The organism is Pseudomonas sp. AC242 (assembly GCF_979258655.1).
Genome location: NZ_OZ409873.1, coordinates 4987398 through 5008744, shown reverse-complemented (window position 1 = coordinate 5008744; position 21347 = coordinate 4987398). Strand labels below are relative to the sequence as shown.

General features: G+C 55.1%; 23 protein-coding genes. All 23 read left to right on the top strand.

The window, feature by feature from the left end; all coding sequences use genetic code 11:
- The first annotated feature begins 107 nt into the window (after positions 1 to 107).
- The 23 genes from rplK to rplX all read left to right on the top strand — a co-directional run bounded on the left by rplK (position 108) and on the right by rplX (position 21341).
- The gene (gene rplK / locus ACZZ0A_RS22490) at positions 108 to 539 is read left to right on the top strand and encodes a 50S ribosomal protein L11 (RefSeq protein WP_003228756.1); all 432 of its coding nucleotides are present in this window, start codon (positions 108 to 110) and stop codon (positions 537 to 539) included.
- Positions 539 to 1234, top strand: a complete 696-nt coding sequence (gene rplA / locus ACZZ0A_RS22485; protein ID WP_007916481.1) for a 50S ribosomal protein L1 — start codon at positions 539 to 541, stop codon at positions 1232 to 1234. The genes rplK and rplA overlap by 1 nt, the downstream gene beginning before the upstream one ends.
- Before the next feature lie 198 nt (positions 1235 to 1432).
- Entirely contained in the window at positions 1433 to 1933 is a 501-nt protein-coding gene (rplJ, locus tag ACZZ0A_RS22480) for a 50S ribosomal protein L10 (protein ID WP_007916479.1), read from the top strand.
- A gap of 78 nt (positions 1934 to 2011) precedes the next feature.
- Entirely contained in the window at positions 2012 to 2377 is a 366-nt protein-coding gene (rplL, locus tag ACZZ0A_RS22475) for a 50S ribosomal protein L7/L12 (protein ID WP_007916477.1), read from the top strand.
- Positions 2378 to 2597: 220 nt separating this feature from the next.
- A complete protein-coding gene (gene rpoB, locus ACZZ0A_RS22470; RefSeq protein WP_007950180.1) occupies positions 2598 to 6671 on the top strand; it encodes a DNA-directed RNA polymerase subunit beta in 4074 nt (1357 codons plus the stop codon).
- A 64-nt stretch (positions 6672 to 6735) separates the two neighbouring features.
- A complete protein-coding gene (gene rpoC / locus ACZZ0A_RS22465; RefSeq protein ID WP_007916472.1) occupies positions 6736 to 10935 on the top strand; it encodes a DNA-directed RNA polymerase subunit beta' in 4200 nt (1399 codons plus the stop codon).
- A 216-nt stretch (positions 10936 to 11151) separates the two neighbouring features.
- Positions 11152 to 11523, top strand: coding sequence for a 30S ribosomal protein S12 (gene rpsL, locus ACZZ0A_RS22460; protein WP_003186084.1), 372 nt, complete (start codon positions 11152 to 11154; stop codon positions 11521 to 11523).
- 107 nt (positions 11524 to 11630) lie between these two features.
- Positions 11631 to 12104 carry a 30S ribosomal protein S7 gene (gene rpsG, locus ACZZ0A_RS22455; RefSeq protein WP_007916467.1) on the top strand — a complete coding sequence of 158 codons (474 nt, stop codon included), beginning with the start codon at positions 11631 to 11633 and terminating at the stop codon, positions 12102 to 12104.
- Positions 12105 to 12134: 30 nt separating this feature from the next.
- The gene (gene fusA, locus ACZZ0A_RS22450) at positions 12135 to 14240 is read left to right on the top strand and encodes an elongation factor G (RefSeq protein ID WP_007950179.1); all 2106 of its coding nucleotides are present in this window, start codon (positions 12135 to 12137) and stop codon (positions 14238 to 14240) included.
- A 31-nt stretch (positions 14241 to 14271) separates the two neighbouring features.
- Positions 14272 to 15465: an elongation factor Tu gene (gene tuf, locus ACZZ0A_RS22445; RefSeq protein ID WP_007918472.1), complete on the top strand. Its 1194-nt coding sequence runs from the start codon at positions 14272 to 14274 to the stop codon at positions 15463 to 15465.
- Positions 15466 to 15623: 158 nt separating this feature from the next.
- A complete protein-coding gene (rpsJ, locus tag ACZZ0A_RS22440; protein ID WP_003186070.1) occupies positions 15624 to 15935 on the top strand; it encodes a 30S ribosomal protein S10 in 312 nt (103 codons plus the stop codon).
- Positions 15936 to 16015: 80 nt separating this feature from the next.
- The gene (rplC, locus tag ACZZ0A_RS22435) at positions 16016 to 16651 is read left to right on the top strand and encodes a 50S ribosomal protein L3 (protein ID WP_003228738.1); all 636 of its coding nucleotides are present in this window, start codon (positions 16016 to 16018) and stop codon (positions 16649 to 16651) included.
- Between the two features lie 12 nt (positions 16652 to 16663).
- A complete protein-coding gene (gene rplD, locus ACZZ0A_RS22430) occupies positions 16664 to 17266 on the top strand; it encodes a 50S ribosomal protein L4 (protein ID WP_463543754.1) in 603 nt (200 codons plus the stop codon).
- Positions 17263 to 17562 carry a 50S ribosomal protein L23 gene (gene rplW / locus ACZZ0A_RS22425; protein ID WP_002555488.1) on the top strand — a complete coding sequence of 100 codons (300 nt, stop codon included), beginning with the start codon at positions 17263 to 17265 and terminating at the stop codon, positions 17560 to 17562. The genes rplD and rplW overlap by 4 nt, the downstream gene beginning before the upstream one ends.
- A 14-nt stretch (positions 17563 to 17576) precedes the next feature.
- Positions 17577 to 18401: a 50S ribosomal protein L2 gene (gene rplB / locus ACZZ0A_RS22420; RefSeq protein ID WP_003228734.1), complete on the top strand. Its 825-nt coding sequence runs from the start codon at positions 17577 to 17579 to the stop codon at positions 18399 to 18401.
- A gap of 16 nt (positions 18402 to 18417) precedes the next feature.
- Positions 18418 to 18693 carry a 30S ribosomal protein S19 gene (rpsS, locus tag ACZZ0A_RS22415; RefSeq protein ID WP_003228731.1) on the top strand — a complete coding sequence of 92 codons (276 nt, stop codon included), beginning with the start codon at positions 18418 to 18420 and terminating at the stop codon, positions 18691 to 18693.
- An 11-nt stretch (positions 18694 to 18704) separates the two neighbouring features.
- Positions 18705 to 19037, top strand: a complete 333-nt coding sequence (rplV, locus tag ACZZ0A_RS22410) for a 50S ribosomal protein L22 (protein ID WP_003103908.1) — start codon at positions 18705 to 18707, stop codon at positions 19035 to 19037.
- Positions 19038 to 19050: 13 nt separating this feature from the next.
- Complete coding sequence (gene rpsC, locus ACZZ0A_RS22405; protein WP_003176422.1) at positions 19051 to 19737, top strand: 30S ribosomal protein S3; 687 nt, start codon at positions 19051 to 19053, stop codon at positions 19735 to 19737.
- Between the two features lie 12 nt (positions 19738 to 19749).
- Entirely contained in the window at positions 19750 to 20163 is a 414-nt protein-coding gene (rplP, locus tag ACZZ0A_RS22400; RefSeq protein ID WP_007896757.1) for a 50S ribosomal protein L16, read from the top strand.
- Positions 20163 to 20354 carry a 50S ribosomal protein L29 gene (gene rpmC / locus ACZZ0A_RS22395; RefSeq protein ID WP_002555481.1) on the top strand — a complete coding sequence of 64 codons (192 nt, stop codon included), beginning with the start codon at positions 20163 to 20165 and terminating at the stop codon, positions 20352 to 20354. Before rplP ends, rpmC begins: the two co-directional genes overlap by 1 nt.
- Positions 20355 to 20356: 2 nt before the next feature.
- A complete protein-coding gene (rpsQ, locus tag ACZZ0A_RS22390) occupies positions 20357 to 20623 on the top strand; it encodes a 30S ribosomal protein S17 (RefSeq protein WP_003176419.1) in 267 nt (88 codons plus the stop codon).
- Between the two features lie 23 nt (positions 20624 to 20646).
- Positions 20647 to 21015 (top strand): 50S ribosomal protein L14, encoded by a 369-nt coding sequence (rplN, locus tag ACZZ0A_RS22385; protein WP_002555479.1) that lies wholly within the window; start codon positions 20647 to 20649, stop codon positions 21013 to 21015.
- An 11-nt stretch (positions 21016 to 21026) separates the two neighbouring features.
- On the top strand, positions 21027 to 21341 hold the full coding sequence (gene rplX / locus ACZZ0A_RS22380) for a 50S ribosomal protein L24 (RefSeq protein ID WP_003176416.1): 315 nt from the start codon (positions 21027 to 21029) through the stop codon (positions 21339 to 21341).
- Positions 21342 to 21347: the final 6 nt, after the last annotated feature.

Genomic DNA, 21347 nt, shown 5'->3' with positions numbered 1-21347 from the left:
ATCCCAACCCCGCAGCCCTAGGCTGTGGGGTTTTGTCGTCACTGGGATAAACGCGCAAGTAACCGGGGAGCCTTTCGAGGCGATCGAACCCGTAATTGGAGTGCCTCATGGCCAAAAAAATTACCGCTTACATCAAGCTGCAAGTGAAGGCCGCTCAGGCTAACCCAAGCCCACCTGTTGGTCCTGCTCTGGGTCAACACGGCGTGAACATCATGGAATTCTGCAAGGCTTTCAATGCCCGTACTCAGGGTCTTGAAGCAGGTCTGCCGACTCCAGTGATCATCACTGTCTACAGCGACCGTAGCTTCACTTTTGAAACAAAATCCACCCCTGCTTCGGTTCTGCTGAAGAAAGCGGCCGGTCTGACCAGCGGTTCCGCTCGTCCGAACACCGTTAAGGTTGGCACTGTTACCCGTGCTCAGCTGGAAGAAATCGCGAAAACCAAAAACGCGGATCTGACTGCAGCTGATATGGATGCAGCCGTGCGTACTATCGCCGGTTCTGCTCGTAGCATGGGCCTTAACGTGGAGGGTGTGTAATGGCTAAGCTGACCAAGCGTCAAAAGGCTATCGCCGGCAAAATCGAAGCAGGCAAGGCCTACAACATTGTAGACGCCGCTGCCCTGTTGGCCGAGCTGTCGACTGTCAAGTTCAGCGAGTCGTTTGACGTTGCTGTGAACCTGGGTGTAGACCCGCGTAAATCCGACCAGGTTGTTCGTAGCGCTACTGTGCTGCCACACGGCACTGGCAAGACTGTTCGCGTTGCTGTGTTCACCCAGGGTCCAGCTGCCGAGGCCGCTCTGGCTGCCGGCGCTGACCGTGTAGGTATGGACGACCTGGCTGCCGAAATGAAAGGCGGCGACCTGAACTATGACGTAGTGATCGCATCCCCGGATGCCATGCGCGTTGTAGGTCAACTGGGCCAGATCCTTGGTCCGCGCGGTCTGATGCCTAACCCTAAGGTTGGTACCGTAACTCCAGATGTAGCGACTGCGGTCAAGAATGCTAAAGCTGGTCAGGTTCGTTATCGCACCGACAAAAACGGCATCATTCACACTTCCGTTGGCAAGATGGGCTTCGATGCCGTCAAGCTGAAGGAAAACGTTGAAGCCCTGATCGCTGATCTGAAGCGTATCAAGCCAGCTTCCTCGAAAGGTATCTACGTCAAGCGCGTTACCCTGAGCACCACTATGGGCCCAGGTCTGGTTATCGACCAGAGCTCGCTGGACGCTTAAGACAAAAATTGGCGCGACTATTCGCGCCAGTTGAAATATTGGGGTCCCTGCCTGGCGGGGGCTATCCAAGACCGTAGGCGACGCAAGTCTTAAACCACCAGCCTACGCAGATGGTGCTCCCGGTTCCTTACCGAATCAGACACCAAAACGACATTCGGTTTCGATCGAATGAAACGGTAACAAGCAGGAGTTAAACCCGTGGCAATTAATCTCGAAGACAAGAAGGCCATCGTCGCTGAAGTCAACGAGGCTGCCAAAGTCGCTCTGTCCGCTGTCGTGGTTGATGCCCGTGGCGTAACAGTAGGCGCAATGACCGGACTCCGTAAAGAGGCTCGTGAAGCTGGCGTTTACGTACGTGTTGTACGTAACACCCTGCTCAAGCGCGCTGTTGCTGACACTGAATACAGTGTTCTCAACGACGTGTTCACCGGCCCGACCTTGATCGCATTCTCCAACGAACACCCGGGCGCTGCTGCTCGTCTGTTCAAAGAGTTCGCTAAAGGTCAGGACAAGTTCGAGATCAAGGCAGCTGCGTTCGAGGGCAAGTTCCTCGCAGCTAATCAGATCGACGTTCTGGCAAGCCTGCCGACCCGTGACGAAGCAATTTCCCAGCTGATGAGCGTGATTCAAGGCGCTACCAGCAAATTGGCTCGTACTCTGGCGGCACTTCGCGACCAGAAAGAAGCTGCTGCAGCCTGAGGCTGAGCGTTTCCTCTCTCGCGTATTTTTGTTTATTTCGATGGCCTCCAGGCTATCCCCCAATTCAGGAAATAAGTCATGTCTCTGACTAACGAACAAATCATCGACGCAATCGGCGAAAAATCGGTTCTGGAAATCGTTGAGCTGATCAAGGCAATGGAAGAGAAGTTCGGCGTATCCGCTGCCGCTGCTTCTGCTGGTCCAGCTGCTGCTGCCGCTGTTGTTGAAGAGCAAACCGAGTTCAACGTTGTTCTGCTGGAAGCTGGCGAGAAGAAGGTTAACGTGATCAAGGCAGTTCGTGAACTGACTGGTCTGGGCCTGAAAGAAGCCAAAGAGAAAGTAGACGGCGCTCCTCAGGTTGTAGCTGAAGGCGTTTCGAAAGAAGCGGCTGAAGACGCTAAGAAGAAGCTGGAAGAAGCAGGCGCTAAAGTCGAGCTGAAATAAGTATCGACTTTGCTCCTCCAGCCCGAGCGTCAAGCGACAGGCTGATGGCTGGTGGCTCTTGCCACCGGCCTTTTCCGTTATTGGCAGCCGACTGGGTCGGTGCTGATAAAGGCGCTGTAACCACCCGATGCGGTGGCGCAAACCATGGGGTTTGCACGATTTTCTGGCTGCTCCCGTCGGGAGGGGCCAAACAAGCAGGTGACCAAGCTGGGGAACGCTGATGGCTTACTCATATACTGAGAAAAAACGTATCCGCAAGGACTTTAGCAAGTTGCCGGACGTCATGGATGTGCCTTACCTCCTGGCCATCCAGCTGGATTCGTATCGTGAATTCTTGCAAGCGGGAGCGACTAAAGATCAGTTCCGCGACGTGGGCCTGCATGCGGCCTTCAAATCCGTTTTCCCGATCATCAGCTACTCCGGCAATGCTGCGCTGGAGTACGTCGGTTATCGCTTGGGCGAACCGGCATTTGATGTCAAAGAATGCGTATTGCGCGGTGTAACTTTCGCCGTACCTTTGCGGGTAAAAGTGCGCCTGATCATTTTCGACAAAGAATCGTCGAACAAAGCGATCAAGGACATCAAAGAGCAAGAAGTCTACATGGGTGAAATCCCCCTGATGACTGAGAACGGTACCTTTGTAATCAATGGTACCGAGCGTGTAATCGTTTCCCAGCTGCACCGTTCCCCGGGCGTGTTCTTCGACCACGACCGCGGCAAGACGCATAGCTCCGGCAAACTGCTGTACTCCGCGCGCATCATTCCTTACCGCGGTTCGTGGCTGGACTTCGAGTTCGACCCGAAAGACTGCGTGTTCGTGCGTATCGACCGTCGCCGCAAGCTGCCGGCATCGGTACTGCTGCGCGCGCTCGGCTATACCACTGAAGAAGTGCTGGACGCTTTCTACACCACCAACGTTTTCCACCTGAGCGGCGAAACCCTCAGCCTGGAACTGATTGCTTCGCGTCTGCGTGGTGAAATTGCGGTTCTGGACATTCAGGACGAGAAGGGCAAGGTGATTGTTGAGGCGGGCCGCCGTATTACCGCGCGCCACATCAACCAGATCGAAAAAGCCGGCATCAAGACTCTGGAAGTACCCCTGGACTACGTCCTCGGTCGTACTACCGCCAAGGTCATCGTGCACCCGGCTACCGGCGAAATCCTGGCAGAGTGCAACACCGAACTGAACACCGAAGTCCTGGCAAAAATTGCCAAATCCGGCGTTGTTCGCATCGAAACTCTGTACACCAACGATATCGACTGCGGTCCGTTCGTTTCTGACACGCTGAAGATTGACTCCACCAGCAACCAATTGGAAGCGCTGGTCGAGATCTATCGCATGATGCGTCCAGGCGAGCCGCCAACCAAAGACGCTGCCGAAACCCTGTTCAACAACCTGTTCTTCAGCCCTGAGCGCTATGACCTGTCTGCGGTCGGCCGGATGAAGTTCAACCGTCGTATCGGTCGTACCGAGATCGAAGGTTCGGGCGTGCTGTGCAAGGAAGACATCGTCGCGGTACTGAAGACTCTGGTCGACATCCGTAACGGTAAAGGCATCGTCGATGACATCGACCACCTGGGTAACCGTCGTGTTCGCTGCGTAGGCGAAATGGCCGAGAACCAGTTCCGCGTTGGCCTGGTACGTGTTGAGCGTGCGGTCAAAGAGCGTCTGTCGATGGCTGAAAGCGAAGGCCTGATGCCGCAAGACCTGATCAATGCCAAGCCAGTGGCTGCGGCGGTGAAAGAGTTCTTCGGTTCCAGCCAGCTCTCGCAGTTCATGGACCAGAACAACCCGCTGTCCGAGATCACCCACAAGCGTCGTGTCTCTGCACTCGGCCCTGGCGGTCTGACTCGTGAGCGCGCAGGCTTTGAAGTTCGTGACGTACACCCGACTCACTACGGTCGTGTTTGCCCGATTGAAACGCCGGAAGGTCCGAACATCGGTCTGATCAACTCCCTGGCTGCGTACGCTCGCACCAACCAGTACGGCTTCCTGGAAAGCCCGTACCGCGTGGTGAAAGAGGGTGTGGTCACCGACGAGATCGTGTTCCTGTCCGCTATTGAAGAAGCCGATCACGTGATCGCGCAGGCTTCGGCGACCATGAACGACCAGAAAGTCCTGATCGACGAACTGGTAGCCGTACGTCACCTGAACGAATTCACCGTTAAGGCGCCTGAAGAAGTCACCTTGATGGACGTTTCGCCGAAACAGGTAGTTTCGGTTGCAGCGTCGCTGATTCCGTTCCTCGAGCACGACGACGCCAACCGTGCGTTGATGGGTTCGAACATGCAGCGTCAAGCTGTACCAACCCTGCGCGCTGACAAGCCGCTGGTAGGTACTGGCATGGAGCGTAACGTAGCCCGTGACTCCGGCGTTTGCGTCGTGGCTCGTCGTGGCGGCGTGATCGATTCCGTCGACGCCAGCCGTATCGTGGTTCGTGTTGCTGATGACGAAGTTGAAACCGGCGAAGCTGGTGTCGACATCTACAACCTGACCAAATACACCCGCTCGAACCAGAACACCTGCATCAACCAGCGTCCGCTGGTGAGCAAGGGTGATCGTGTTCAGCGTAGCGACATCATGGCCGACGGCCCGTCCACCGACATGGGTGAACTGGCACTGGGTCAGAACATGCGCATCGCGTTCATGGCATGGAACGGCTTCAACTTCGAAGACTCCATCTGCCTGTCCGAGCGTGTTGTTCAAGAAGACCGCTTCACCACGATCCACATTCAGGAACTGACCTGTGTGGCCCGTGACACCAAGCTTGGGCCTGAAGAGATCACTGCGGACATCCCTAACGTGGGTGAAGCTGCACTGAACAAACTGGACGAAGCCGGTATCGTTTACGTAGGTGCTGAAGTTGGCGCAGGCGACATCCTGGTCGGTAAGGTCACTCCGAAAGGCGAGACCCAACTGACTCCGGAAGAAAAACTGCTGCGTGCAATCTTCGGTGAAAAAGCCAGCGACGTTAAAGACACTTCCCTGCGCGTACCTACCGGTACCAAAGGTACTGTTATCGACGTACAGGTCTTCACCCGCGACGGCGTTGAGCGTGATGCTCGTGCACTGTCGATCGAGAAGACTCAACTCGACGAGATCCGCAAGGATCTGAACGAAGAGTTCCGTATCGTTGAGGGCGCGACCTTCGAACGTCTGCGTTCCGCTCTGGTAGGCCACAAGGCTGAAGGCGGCGCAGGTCTGAAGAAAGGTCAGGACATCACCGACGAAGTGCTCGACGGTCTTGAGCATGGTCAGTGGTTCAAACTGCGCATGGCTGAAGATGCTCTGAACGAGCAGCTCGAGAAGGCTCAGGCCTACATCGTTGATCGCCGCCGTCTGCTGGACGACAAGTTCGAAGACAAGAAGCGCAAACTGCAGCAGGGCGATGACCTGGCTCCAGGCGTGCTGAAAATCGTCAAGGTTTACCTGGCAATCCGTCGTCGCATCCAGCCGGGCGACAAGATGGCCGGTCGTCACGGTAACAAAGGTGTGGTCTCCGTGATCATGCCGGTTGAAGACATGCCGCACGATGCCAATGGCACCCCGGTCGACGTCGTCCTCAACCCACTGGGCGTACCTTCGCGTATGAACGTTGGTCAGATCCTTGAAACCCACCTGGGCCTCGCAGCCAAGGGTCTGGGCGAGAAGATCAACCGGATGATCGAAGAGCAGCGTAAAGTCGCTGAACTGCGTACCTTCCTGGACGAGATCTACAACCAGATCGGCGGTCGTAACGAAGATCTGGACAGCTTCTCCGATCAGGAAATCCTGGATCTGGCGAAGAACCTGCGTGGCGGTGTTCCAATGGCCACTCCAGTGTTCGACGGCGCCAAGGAAAGCGAAATCAAGGCCATGCTGAAACTGGCAGACCTGCCGGAAAGCGGCCAGATGCAGCTGACTGACGGCCGTACCGGCAACAAGTTCGAGCGTCCAGTTACCGTTGGCTACATGTACATGCTGAAGCTGAACCACTTGGTAGACGACAAGATGCACGCGCGTTCTACCGGTTCGTACAGCCTGGTTACCCAGCAGCCGCTGGGTGGTAAGGCACAGTTCGGTGGTCAGCGTTTCGGGGAGATGGAGGTCTGGGCACTGGAAGCATACGGTGCTGCTTACACTCTGCAAGAAATGCTCACAGTGAAGTCGGACGATGTGAACGGCCGTACCAAGATGTACAAAAACATCGTGGATGGCGATCACCGTATGGAGCCGGGCATGCCCGAGTCCTTCAACGTGTTGATCAAGGAAATTCGTTCCCTCGGCATCGATATCGATCTGGAAACCGAATAACACGTGACGCGAATCGAGAGCGGGGCAGGATTGCCCGCTCTCTGCTCCGCCAGGAGGAAAGGCCTTGAAAGACCTACTGAATTTGCTGAAAAACCAGGGTCAAGTCGAAGAGTTCGACGCCATCCGTATCGGATTGGCCTCGCCTGAGATGATCCGCTCATGGTCGTTCGGTGAAGTTAAAAAGCCGGAAACCATCAACTACCGTACGTTCAAACCTGAACGTGATGGCCTGTTCTGCGCCAAGATCTTTGGCCCGGTAAAGGATTACGAGTGCCTGTGCGGTAAGTACAAGCGCTTGAAGCACCGTGGTGTGATCTGCGAGAAGTGCGGCGTTGAAGTTGCGCTGGCCAAGGTTCGTCGTGAGCGCATGGCGCACATCGAACTGGCTTCGCCGGTTGCCCACATCTGGTTCCTGAAATCGCTGCCGTCCCGTATCGGCTTGCTGATGGACATGACCCTGCGTGATATCGAACGCGTTCTCTACTTCGAGAGCTATGTCGTTATCGATCCAGGCATGACCACCCTTGAAAAAGGTCAGCTGCTGAATGACGAGCAGTACTTCGAAGCGCTGGAAGAGTTCGGTGACGACTTCGACGCCCGTATGGGTGCTGAAGCTGTTCGTGAACTGCTGCACGCTATCGACCTGGAACACGAGATTGGCCGTCTGCGCGAAGAAATTCCGCAAACCAACTCTGAAACCAAGATCAAGAAGCTGTCCAAGCGTCTGAAGTTGATGGAAGCCTTCCAGGGTTCCGGCAACTTGCCAGAGTGGATGGTGCTGACCGTTCTGCCGGTTCTGCCGCCAGATCTGCGTCCACTGGTCCCGCTGGACGGCGGTCGTTTCGCGACTTCCGACCTCAACGATCTGTATCGTCGAGTGATCAACCGTAACAACCGTTTGAAGCGCCTGCTGGATCTGTCCGCTCCGGACATCATCGTGCGCAACGAAAAGCGTATGTTGCAGGAAGCTGTCGATGCTCTGCTCGACAACGGTCGTCGTGGCCGCGCTATCACCGGTTCGAACAAGCGTCCTCTGAAATCCCTGGCTGACATGATCAAGGGTAAGCAAGGTCGTTTCCGTCAGAACTTGCTCGGTAAGCGTGTTGACTACTCCGGTCGTTCGGTAATTACCGTAGGCCCGACCCTGCGTCTGCACCAGTGCGGTCTGCCGAAGAAGATGGCTCTCGAGCTGTTCAAGCCGTTCATTTTCGGCAAGCTCGAAATGCGTGGTCTCGCGACCACCATCAAAGCGGCCAAGAAAATGGTCGAGCGCGAACTGCCAGAGGTTTGGGACGTTCTCGCTGAAGTGATTCGCGAACACCCGGTTCTTCTCAACCGTGCACCGACCCTTCACCGTCTGGGTATCCAGGCGTTTGAACCGGTACTGATCGAAGGTAAGGCTATCCAGCTGCACCCTCTGGTCTGCGCCGCGTACAACGCCGACTTCGACGGCGACCAAATGGCCGTGCACGTACCGCTGACTCTGGAAGCCCAGTTGGAAGCGCGTGCGTTGATGATGTCGACCAACAACATTCTGTCGCCAGCCAACGGTGAGCCAATCATCGTTCCGTCGCAGGACGTTGTATTGGGTCTGTACTACATGACTCGTGAAGCGATCAACGCCAAGGGCGAAGGTCGTGTGTTCGCGGATCTGCAGGAAGTTGACCGTGTGTTCCGTGCCGGCGAAGCCGCACTGCACGCCAAGGTTAAAGTTCGTATCAACGAAACCGTCAACGACCGTGACGGCAACAGCGTGAGCGGTACCCGTATCGTCGACACCACTGTCGGCCGTGCGCTGCTGTTCCAGGTTGTGCCAAAAGGCCTGTCGTACGACGTCGTCAACCTGCCGATGAAGAAAAAGGCGATCTCCAAGCTGATCAACCAGTGCTACCGCGTGGTTGGTCTGAAAGAGACCGTGATCTTCGCTGACCAGTTGATGTACACCGGTTTCGCTTACTCGACCATCTCCGGCGTTTCCATCGGTGTTAACGACTTCGTTATCCCGGACGAGAAAGCCCGCATCATCGGTGCAGCCACCGACGAAGTGAAAGAGATCGAGAGCCAGTACGCCTCCGGCCTGGTAACCCAGGGCGAGAAGTACAACAAAGTGATCGACCTTTGGTCGAAAGCGAACGACGAAGTTTCCAAGGCGATGATGGCCAACCTCTCGAAAGAGAAGGTTATCGACCGTCACGGCGTTGAAGTCGATCAAGAGTCGTTCAACTCGATGTACATGATGGCCGACTCGGGTGCGCGGGGTTCCGCAGCACAGATTCGTCAGCTGGCCGGTATGCGTGGTCTGATGGCCAAGCCGGACGGTTCCATCATTGAAACGCCGATTACTGCGAACTTCCGTGAAGGTTTGAGCGTACTTCAGTACTTCATCTCGACTCACGGTGCTCGTAAAGGTCTGGCGGATACCGCGTTGAAAACTGCGAACTCCGGTTACCTGACTCGTCGTCTGGTAGACGTGGCGCAGGATCTGGTTGTAACCGAGATCGATTGCGGCACCGAACACGGTCTGCTGATGACTCCGCACATTGAAGGCGGTGACGTTGTAGAGCCGTTGGGTGAGCGCGTATTGGGTCGTGTTATTGCCCGTGACGTATTCAAGCCAGGCACCGAGGACGTTATCGTTCCAGCCGGTACTCTGGTAGACGAGAAGTGGGTCGAGTTCATCGAGCTGAACAGCATCGACGAAGTGATCGTGCGTTCGCCGATCAGTTGCGAAACCCGCTATGGCATTTGCGCCAAGTGCTATGGCCGTGACTTGGCTCGTGGTCACCAGGTGAACATCGGTGAAGCGGTCGGCGTTATCGCTGCCCAGTCCATCGGTGAGCCGGGTACCCAGCTGACGATGCGTACGTTCCACATCGGTGGTGCGGCAAGCCGTACTTCCGCAGCCGACAGCGTTCAGGTGAAGAATGGCGGTACCGTCCGTCTGCACAACCTGAAGCACGTTGAGCGAGTGGATGGTCACCTGGTTGCTGTGTCCCGTTCCGGTGAGCTGGCCATCGCTGATGACTTCGGTCGTGAGCGTGAGCGTTACAAGCTGCCGTACGGTGCTGTGATTTCGGTTAAAGAAGGTGACAAGGTCGACGCTGGCGCAATCGTGGCCAAGTGGGATCCGCACACTCACCCAATCGTTACCGAAATGAAAGGTACCGTGACCTACGTGGGCATGGAAGAAGGCATCACGATCAAGCGTCAGACTGACGAATTGACCGGTATGACCAACATTGAAGTCCTCGACGCGAAAGATCGTCCAGCTGCGGGCAAAGAAATCCGTCCGGCAGTGAAGATGGTCGACGACAACGGCAAGGATCTGTTGCTGCCAGGCACTGACGTTATCGCTCAGTACTTCCTGCCAGCCAACGCCCTGGTCGGTGTGGCTGACGGTGCGAAGATCGCGATCGGTGATGTTATCGCGCGTATCCCGCAAGAAACTTCGAAGACTCGTGACATCACCGGTGGTCTGCCGCGTGTTGCCGACTTGTTCGAAGCTCGTCGTCCGAAAGAAGCGTCGATTCTCGCTGAAGTCAGCGGCACCATCGCGTTCGGTAAAGAAACCAAAGGCAAGCGCCGTCTGGTTATTACCCCGAACGACGGTACCGATCCGTACGAAGAGCTGATTCCGAAGTGGCGTCACCTGAACGTCTTCGAAGGCGAACAGGTAAACCGCGGCGAAGTTATCTCCGACGGTCCAAGCGATCCGCACGACATCCTGCGTCTGCTGGGTGTGAGCGCGTTGGCCAAGTACATCGTCAACGAGATCCAGGACGTTTACCGTCTGCAAGGCGTGAAGATCAACGACAAGCACATCGAGACCATCCTGCGTCAGATGCTGCGTAAAGTTGAAATCGCTGAATCCGGCGATTCGAGTTTCATCAAGGGCGACCAGATGGAACTGACTCACGTACTGGTAGAAAACGAGCGTTTGGGCGGCGAAGACAAGTTCGTCTCCAAATACACTCGCGTTCTGCTGGGTATCACCAAGGCGTCGTTGTCCACCGAATCGTTCATCTCGGCGGCTTCCTTCCAGGAAACCACTCGTGTACTGACCGAAGCGGCAGTCACCGGCAAGCGCGACTACCTGCGCGGCCTGAAAGAAAACGTTGTCGTGGGTCGTCTGATCCCGGCAGGTACCGGCCTGGCATATCACAGCGAGCGCAAGCGTCGTCGTGAAGCAGACAAGCCGCTGCGCGTAAGCGCCAGTGAAGTGGAAGCTGCACTGACCGAAGCGCTGAACTCGAGCGGTAACTGAGTTCTGCGATAAATGAGCGTAAGGCCCTGGTCGCTCCGTTCATCGAATCGAGACAATTTGTCGAGGTTCGAGGGGCGGGGAGGTCGGGGCCTTGCCTTGACTGGGGACAAGATCCTCTTTAGACTCTTGATCCCCTAAATTTGGCGGGAATTCGTTCCTGCCATTTTGCTTTTCTTGCAAGACAATAGCGTCGCAAGACAACAGTGGAGCTAGTAGATGGCAACTATCAACCAGCTGGTACGTCAGCCGCGTAAGCGTATCGTCGAGAAATCCGACGTACCTGCGCTGCAGAACTGCCCGCAACGTCGTGGCGTGTGCACCCGTGTGTACACCACTACGCCGAAAAAACCTAACTCGGCACTGCGTAAAGTATGCCGTGTGCGCCTGACCAACGGTTTCGAGGTTTCCTCGTACATCGGTGGTGAAGGTCACAACCTGCAAGAGCACAGCGTGGTACTGATCCGCGGCGGTCGTGTAAAAGACTTGCCAGGTGTTCGTTACCACACCGTTCGCGGCTCCTTGGATACTTCCGGCGTTAAAGGTCGTAACCAGGGTCGTTCGAAGTACGGTACCAAGCGTCCGAAGTAATCGGCCGTTTTGCAGATTTTCATTTTATTGAGTCGATAAGAGTAAGGTCGGGCACGCATCCATTGGATCTGTCCCGAGCTAACCTGAAGACCGCTTGAGGGCTTATCATGCCAAGACGTCGCGTAGCAGCAAAGCGTGAGATTCTGGACGATCCGAAATACGGAAGCCAGATCCTCGCCAAATTCATGAACCACGTTATGGAAAGCGGCAAGAAAGCCGTTGCCGAGCGTATCGTTTATGGTGCCCTGGAAACCGTTGCGACCCGTAAGGCTGGCACCGATCCCCTGGAACTCTTCGAAAAAGCACTCGACGCCATCGCTCCGCTGGTCGAAGTGAAGTCGCGCCGCGTTGGTGGTGCTACTTACCAGGTTCCGGTCGAGGTTCGTCCTTCCCGTCGTAACGCTCTGGCAATGCGCTGGTTGGTAGACTTCGCCCGTAAGCGTGGCGAGAAGTCTATGGCTCTGCGTTTGGCTGGCGAACTGCTGGATGCTGCTGAAGGTAAAGGTGCTGCTGTTAAGAAGCGTGAAGACGTGCACCGTATGGCTGAAGCTAACAAAGCTTTCTCGCACTACCGCTTCTAATTTTAGCTTCACTAATTTTGCGAGGGCTTTATGGCTCGTACTACTCCGATTAGCCGCTACCGTAACATCGGTATCGTCGCTCACGTGGATGCTGGTAAAACCACCACCACTGAGCGCGTCCTTTTTTACACCGGCAAAAGTCACAAAATGGGCGAGGTGCATGACGGCGCCGCGACCACAGACTGGATGGTTCAGGAGCAGGAGCGTGGTATTACCATTACTTCTGCTGCTATTACCGCCTTCTGGAAAGGTTCCGAGAAGCAGTACAAAGACGAGCATCGCTTTAACGTAATCGATACCCCGGGCCACGTTGACTTCACTATTGAAGTTGAACGCTCCCTGCGCGTACTCGACGGCGCTGTCGTTGTGTTCTGCGGTACTTCGGGTGTTGAGCCTCAGTCGGAAACCGTATGGCGTCAAGCCAACAAGTACGGTGTTCCACGTCTTGTTTACGTAAACAAGATGGACCGTGCTGGCGCCAACTTCCTGCGCGTGATCGGTCAGATCAAGCAGCGTCTGGGTCACACTCCGGTGCCAATCCAGTTGGCTATCGGTTCCGAAGACAACTTCCAGGGTCAGATCGATCTGATCAACATGCAAGCTGTCTACTGGAACGACTCTGACAAAGGTATGGTCCCTGTTCGCAAGGACATTCCTGCTGAGCTGCAAGAGCTGGCTGAAGAGTGGCGCAACAACATGGTTGAGGCTGCTGCCGAAGCCAACGAAGAGCTGATGAACAAGTACCTGGAAGGCGAAGAGCTGTCGATCGTAGAGATCAAAGCTGCTTTGCGTCAGCGTACTATCGCCGGCGAAATCGTACTGGCTGTTTGCGGTTCTTCGTTCAAGAACAAGGGTGTTCCCCTGGTTCTCGACGCCGTTATCGACTTCCTGCCTGCGCCAACCGACATTCCTGCTATCAAGGGTACTGACCCGGATAACGAGGAAATCGAGCTGGAGCGTCATGCAGACGATGCGGAGCCGTTCTCGGCTCTGGCGTTCAAGATCGCTACCGACCCATTCGTGGGTACCTTGACCTTCGTCCGCGTTTACTCGGGCGTGTTGAACTCCGGCGACGGCGTGATCAACTCGGTTAAAGGCAAAAAAGAGCGCGTGGGTCGTATGGTGCAAATGCACGCAAACGCCCGTGAAGAGATCAAGGAAGTGCGCGCTGGTGACATCGCGGCCCTGATCGGCATGAAGGACGTCACCACTGGTGAAACCCTCTGCAACGCTGACAAGCCAATCATTCTGGTTCGCATGGACTTCCCGGAGCCGGTTATTTCGGTTGCCGTAGAGCCTAAGACCAAGGATGACCAGGAAAAAATGGGTATCGCTCTGGGCAAACTTGCTCAGGAAGACCCGTCTTTCCGCGTTAAAACTGATGAAGAGACTGGTCAAACGATCATCTCCGGCATGGGCGAGCTGCACCTGGACATCCTGGTTGACCGGATGCGCCGTGAGTTCAACGTCGAAGCCAACATCGGCAAGCCTCAGGTTTCGTATCGTGAGCGCATCACGAAGAACTGTGAAATCGAAGGCAAGTTCGTTCGTCAATCCGGTGGTCGCGGCCAGTTTGGTCACTGCTGGATTCGTTTTGCTCCTGCTGACGAAGGTCAGGAAGGTCTGCAATTCGTGAACGAAGTTGTAGGTGGTGTGGTTCCTAAGGAATACATCCCGGCTATCCAGAAAGGTATCGAAGAGCAGATGAAGAACGGCGTTGTTGCCGGCTATCCGCTGATCGGCCTGAAGGCTACCGTGTTCGATGGTTCTTACCACGACGTCGACTCCAACGAGATGGCGTTTAAAGTGGCTGCCTCCATGGCGACCAAGCAACTGGCCCAGAAGGGCGGTGGTGAGTTGCTTGAGCCGATCATGGCTGTAGAGGTTGTTACGCCTGAAGACTATATGGGTGATGTGATGGGCGACCTTAACCGTCGTCGCGGCATGATCCAGGGTATGGAAGACACAGTGTCCGGCAAGGTTATCCGTGCCGAGGTTCCACTGGGTGAGATGTTCGGTTATGCGACCGACGTTCGTTCCATGTCCCAGGGTCGCGCAAGCTACTCTATGGAATTCAAAAAATACGATACGGCTCCGTCGCACATCGTCGAATCCGTAACCAAAAAACAAGGCTGATTCAGCCCCTTTAGGCTAGGAGTTAATTGTCGTGGCTAAAGAAAAATTTGATCGTTCCCTACCGCACGTCAACGTTGGCACCATCGGTCACGTTGACCACGGTAAAACCACTCTGACTGCTGCTCTGACTCGCGTTTGCTCCGAAGTTTTCGGTTCCGCAATCGTTGACTTCGACAAGATCGACAGCGCACCGGAAGAGAAGGCTCGCGGTATCACCATCAACACCGCACACGTTGAGTACAACTCGAAGATCCGTCACTACGCTCACGTTGACTGCCCAGGTCACGCTGACTATGTGAAGAACATGATCACCGGTGCTGCTCAAATGGACGGCGCTATTCTGGTTTGCTCGGCCGCTGATGGTCCGATGCCACAAACCCGTGAGCACATCCTGCTGTCCCGTCAGGTTGGCGTTCCGTACATCGTGGTTTTCCTGAACAAGGCTGACCTGGTAGACGACGCTGAGCTGCTGGAACTGGTTGAGATGGAAGTTCGCGACCTGCTGTCCACCTATGACTTCCCAGGCGACGATACTCCGATCATCATCGGTTCGGCTCGTATGGCTCTGGAAGGCAAAGACGACAACGAGATGGGCACCACTGCCGTCAAGAAACTGGTTGAAACTCTGGACAGCTACATCCCAGAACCAGTGCGTGTAACCGACAAGCCGTTCCTGATGCCAATCGAAGACGTATTCTCGATCTCGGGTCGCGGTACTGTTGTGACCGGTCGTATCGAGCGCGGTATCGTTCGCGTTCAAGATCCGCTGGAAATCGTTGGTCTGCGTGACACCACCGTTACTACTTGCACCGGTGTTGAAATGTTCCGCAAGCTGCTCGACGAAGGTCGTGCTGGCGAGAACTGCGGCGTTCTGCTGCGTGGCACCAAGCGTGACGACGTTGAGCGTGGTCAGGTTCTGGTTAAGCCAGGTTCGGTTAAGCCGCACACCACTTTCACCGCAGAAGTTTACGTTCTGAGCAAGGAAGAAGGCGGCCGTCATACTCCGTTCTTCAAAGGCTACCGTCCACAGTTCTACTTCCGTACTACTGACGTGACTGGTAACTGCGAGCTGCCAGAAGGCGTTGAAATGGTAATGCCAGGTGACAACATTCAGATGACTGTTACCCTGATCAAAACCATCGCAATGGAAGATGGTCTGCGTTTCGCTATCCGTGAAGGCGGTCGTACCGTCGGCGCTGGTGTCGTAGCCAAAATCATCGCGTAATTCTCTTTTATAGAGATTGCTTGATGATGTGAAAAAGCCCCCGCTCAGCGGGGGCTTTTTTATTGGGTTGACACCTATCTGGGGCGTCTATAGAATTGCGCCTCCTTTTAACGGGCGTATTGCGCTCGGTGGGAATAGCAGCCGGAGTCTGAAATCCAATGCAAAATCAGCAAATCCGTATCAGGTTGAAGGCTTTTGACCATCGCCTGATCGACCAATCAACCCAGGAAATCGTGGAAACCGCGAAACGTACTGGTGCTCAAGTGCGTGGTCCAATTCCACTGCCTACCCGTAAAGAGCGGTTTACCGTTCTGGTTTCTCCGCACGTCAACAAAGACGCGCGCGACCAGTACGAAATCCGCACTCATAAGCGCGTTCTGGACATCGTCCAGCCAACGGATAAAACCGTTGATGCACTTATGAAGCTTGATCTTGCGGCCGGTGTGGAAGTGCAGATCAGCCTCGGCTAAGACTCGGTCTTAGTCGTGTAACGCTCTGAAATGGGCGGCCATAGCGGGTGAAAGCCCCGTACACTCATGAGGTTTACAACATGACTATTGGTGTAGTCGGTCGTAAATGCGGTATGACCCGTATTTTCACCGAAGAAGGTGTCTCCATTCCGGTCACGGTCATTGAGATCGAACCGAATCGCGTCACCCAGTTCAAAACTGAAGAGACCGATGGCTATCGTGCAGTGCAAGTCACTGTCGGCGAGCGTCGTGCTTCGCGTGTAACAGCAGCTCAGGCTGGCCACTTCGCCAAGGCGAACGTTGCCGCTGGTCGCACCACCATGGAATTCCGTCTTGAAGAAGGCGAGTACCAGGCTGGCGATCTGATCAACGCTGAAATCTTCGCCGCTGGTCAACTGGTTGATGTAACCGGTCAGTCCAAGGGTAAAGGCTTCCAGGGTACGATCAAGCGTTGGAATTTCCGCGGGCAAGATAACACCCACGGTAACTCCGTATCCCACCGCGTCCCAGGCTCTATCGGCCAGTGCCAGACTCCTGGTCGTGTATTCAAGGGCAAAAAAATGTCCGGTCATATGGGCGCTGAGCGCGTGACCGTGCAGTCCCTGGAAGTAGTGCGCGTGGACGCTGAACGCAATCTGTTGTTGGTCAAGGGTGCTGTTCCTGGCGCTACTGGCGGCAACCTGGTTGTACGTCCAGCAGCCAAGGCTCGCGGTTAAGGGGAAGCTGACATGCAATTAAATGTAAATGACGCTCAATCGATCGAAGTTTCCGAACTGACGTTTGGCGGCGAGTTCAATGAGACGCTGGTTCACCAAGCAGTCGTGGCCTACATGGCCGGCGGCCGTCAAGGTACCAAGCAGCAAAAGACCCGTTCCGACGTTCGTGGTGGCGGCAAGCGCCCATGGCGTCAGAAAGGTACTGGCCGTGCTCGTGCCGGTACTATCCGTAGCCCAATCTGGCGTGGCGGCGGTACCACTTTCGCAGCTCGTCCACAGGATCACTCCCAGAAGCTGAACAAGAAGATGTATCGCGCAGCAATGCGTTCCATCCTTGCTGAGCTGGTGCGTACTGATCGTCTGGTCGTGGTTCAGGATTTCGCTGTTGAAACTCCGAAAACCAAAGACCTGCTGGGCAAGCTGAACAACATGAGCCTGACCGACGTTTTGATCGTGTCGGACGCTGTTGATCAGAACCTGTACCTGGCTGCTCGTAACCTGCCGCACGTAGATGTACGTGACGTTCAAGGTTCCGATCCAGTTAGTCTGATCGCATACGACAAGGTGTTGATCACCGTGTCGGCCGTGAAGAAATTCGAGGAGCTGCTGGGATGAACCAGGAACGCGTATTTAAAGTTCTGCTTGGCCCGCACGTTTCCGAGAAGGCTACGGTTCTGGCAGACAAGAAAGGCCAGTTCGTTTTCAAGGTTGCTACTGATGCAACCAAGCTGGAAATCAAGAAGGCCGTCGAAAGCCTGTTCAGCGTGAAAGTAGAGCGCGTCACTACCCTGAACGTTCTGGGTAAGAGCAAGCGCACTGCTCGCGGTCTGGGCAAGCGTAATGACTGGAAGAAGGCAGTTATCTCCCTTCAGCCAGGCCAAGATCTCGATTTCAGCAGCAGTGCTGAGTAAGGAAGGGGTGCATCATGGCAATCGTTAAATGCAAACCGACTTCCCCTGGCCGCCGTTTTGTGGTCAAGGTGGTCAACCAGGAGCTGCATAAAGGCGCTCCTCACGCACCGCTGCTCGAGAAAAAATCGAAGACTGGTGGTCGTAACAACAATGGCCGTATTACCACGCGTCACATCGGTGGTGGTCATAAGCAGCATTATCGTATGGTCGATTTCCGTCGCAACGACAAAGATGGCATCGTCGCCACTGTCGAGCGTATCGAATACGATCCAAACCGTACTGCTCACATCGCACTGCTCTGCTACGCAGACGGCGAGCGCCGCTACATCATCGCCCCTAAAGGCGTGAGTGCTGGCGACCAGCTGATCGCAGGCGCTCTGGCTCCAATCAAGCCAGGCAACGCTCTGCAACTGCGCAACATTCCAGTGGGTTCTACTGTACACGGCATCGAACTGAAGCCAGGTAAAGGCGCACAGATCGCTCGTTCCGCTGGTGCTTCGGCTCAGCTGATCGCTCGTGAAGGTGTGTACGTTACCCTGCGTCTGCGTTCCGGTGAAATGCGTAAAGTCCTGGCTGAATGCCGTGCGACCCTGGGCGAAGTCTCGAACTCCGAGCATAGCCTGCGTTCGCTGGGTAAAGCTGGTGCCAAACGCTGGCGTGGCGTTCGCCCAACCGTTCGTGGTGTTGCCATGAACCCGGTTGACCACCCACATGGTGGTGGTGAAGGTCGTACCTCTGGTGGTCGTCATCCGGTATCGCCATGGGGCTTCCCGACTAAGGGCGCGAAGACTCGTGGTAATAAGCGTACCGACAAAATGATCGTCCGTCGTCGCAAGTAAATAGAGGGATACGACAGTGCCACGTTCTCTGAAAAAAGGTCCTTTTATTGATCTTCACCTACTGAAGAAGATCGAAGTGGCGGCGGAAAAGAACGATCGCAAACCAATTAAGACTTGGTCGCGTCGTTCGATGATCCTGCCACAGATGGTCGGTCTGACCATCGCCGTACATAACGGTCGTCAGCACGTCCCAGTTCTCGTGAACGAAGACATGGTCGGCCATAAACTGGGCGAGTTCGCCGGTACCCGCACTTATCGTGGGCACGTGGCTGACAAGAAAGCCAAGCGTTAAGGGGTTAGGAAATGGAAGTAGCCGCTAAGTTGTCGGGCGCTCGAATCTCCGCCCAGAAAGCCCGCTTGGTCGCCGACCAGATCCGCGGGAAGAAGGTGGGCGAAGCGCTCAACTTGTTGGCTTTCAGCAGTAAGAAAGCCGCCGAGATCATGAAGAAAGTGCTGGAGTCGGCCGTAGCCAACGCCGAGCATAACGAAGGCGCAGACGTTGATGACCTGAAGGTCAGCACCGTTTTCGTCAACGAAGGGCGTTCGCTGAAGCGCATCATGCCACGTGCCAAAGGCCGTGCTGATCGCATCGTCAAGCGGTCTTGCCATATCACTGTCAAGGTTGCTGACAAGTAACGGAGTCGAAGAGATGGGTCAGAAAGTACATCCCATTGGCATTCGCCTGGGAATCGTCAAGGAGCACACCTCCGTCTGGTACGCAGACGGTCGGACTTATGCGGACTATTTGTTCGCAGATCTGAAAGTGCGTGAGTATCTCCAAGACAAACTAAAAAGCGCGTCCGTAAGCCGTATCGATATCCATCGTCCGGCCCAAACTGCACGTATCACCATCCACACCGCTCGCCCAGGTATCGTTATCGGGAAGAAAGGTGAAGATGTTGAGAAACTGCGTCAGGACCTGACCAAGCAAATGGGTGTGCCTGTGCACATCAATATCGAAGAGATCCGCAAGCCGGAACTCGACGGTATGCTGGTTGCGCAGAGCGTAGCTCAGCAGCTGGAGCGTCGTGTAATGTTCCGTCGCGCTATGAAGCGCGCCGTTCAGAACGCCATGCGCATTGGTGCCAAAGGCATCAAAATCCAAGTGAGCGGTCGTCTCGGCGGTGCTGAAATCGCACGTACTGAATGGTATCGCGAAGGTCGTGTGCCATTGCACACCCTGCGTGCCGACATCGACTATGCCAACTACGAAGCTCACACCACTTATGGTGTGATCGGTGTAAAGGTTTGGATCTTCAAAGGCGAAGTAATTGGTGGTCGCCAAGAAGAGCTGAAACCACAAGCACCAGCGCCTCGTAAAAAAGCTGCTAAGTAAGGGGTACGCCAAATGTTGCAACCTAAGCGTACGAAGTTCCGCAAGCAGATGACAGGCCACAACCGTGGTCTGGCTCAGCGCGGTAGCAAAGTCAGCTTCGGCGAGTTCGCGCTGAAGTCTGTAGCTCGTGGTCGTCTCACCGCTCGTCAGATCGAGTCAGCGCGTCGTGCTCTGACCCGTCACGTTAAACGTGGCGGCAAGATCTGGATCCGTGTATTCCCGGACAAGCCTATTTCCAAGAAGCCACTCGAAGTTCGGATGGGTAAAGGTAAGGGTAGTGTGGAGTACTGGGTTGCCCAGATTCAGCCAGGCAAAGTCCTGTATGAAATCGAGGGTGTTTCTGAAGAGCTGGCGCGTGAGGCTTTTGCCCTGGCTGCTGCAAAGCTGCCGCTCGCCACCGCCTTTGTTAAACGGACGGTGATGTGATGAAAGCGAATGAACTTCGTGAAAAATCCGCACAGCAGCTGAACGAGCAACTGCTCGGCTTGCTGCGCGACCAGTTCAATCTGCGTATGCAGAAAGCAACTGGCCAGTTGGGGCAGTCTCATCTGCTCTCGCAAGTTAAGCGTGACATCGCTCGCGTGAAGACTGTGCTCAACCAGCAGGCAGGTAAGTAATCATGGCTGAAGCCGAAAAAACTGTCCGTACGCTGACTGGCCGTGTTGTCAGCGACAAGATGGACAAAACCATCACCGTACTGATCGAGCGTCGCGTTAAGCACCCGATCTACGGTAAATACGTTAAGCGTTCGACTAAGCTGCACGCGCACGACGAAACCAATCAGTGCCACATCGGCGACAAAGTCACTATTCGTGAAACTCGTCCTTTGGCCAAGACCAAGTCTTGGGCGCTGGTTGATGTTCTCGAACGCGCTGTGGAAGTCTAAGGACTAGGGGTCGGAGAAATTATATGATTCAGACTCAATCCATGCTCGATGTGGCCGATAACAGCGGCGCTCGCCGCGTTATGTGCATCAAGGTGCTGGGTGGCTCCCATCGTCGTTACGCTGGTATCGGTGACATCATCAAAGTTACCGTGAAGGAAGCAATTCCTCGCGGTAAAGTGAAAAAAGGCCAAGTGATGACTGCTGTTGTAGTCCGCACTCGTCACGGCGTACGTCGTGCTGATGGCTCCATTATCCGCTTTGATGGCAACGCTGCTGTTCTTCTGAACAACAAGCAAGAGCCGATCGGCACCCGTATCTTTGGGCCAGTGACCCGTGAACTTCGTACTGAGAAGTTCATGAAGATCGTCTCGCTCGCCCCAGAAGTGCTGTAAGGAGATCCGACATGCAAAAGATTCGTCGTGACGACGAGATCATCGTGATCGCCGGCAAAGACAAAGGTAAGCGCGGTAAGGTGCTTAAGGTTCTTGCTAATAACCGTCTGGTTATTGGTGGTCTGAACCTGGTTAAGCGTCATACCAAGCCTAACCCGATGTCGGGCGTGCAAGGCGGTATCGTCGAAAAAGAAGCTCCACTGGACGCTTCTAACGTCGCCATTTTCAACGGCGAAACCAACAAGGCTGACCGCGTTGGTTTCAAAGTAGAAGACGGCAAGAAAATTCGTGTCTTCAAGTCGACCCAAAAAGCGGTTGATGCTTGAACACTG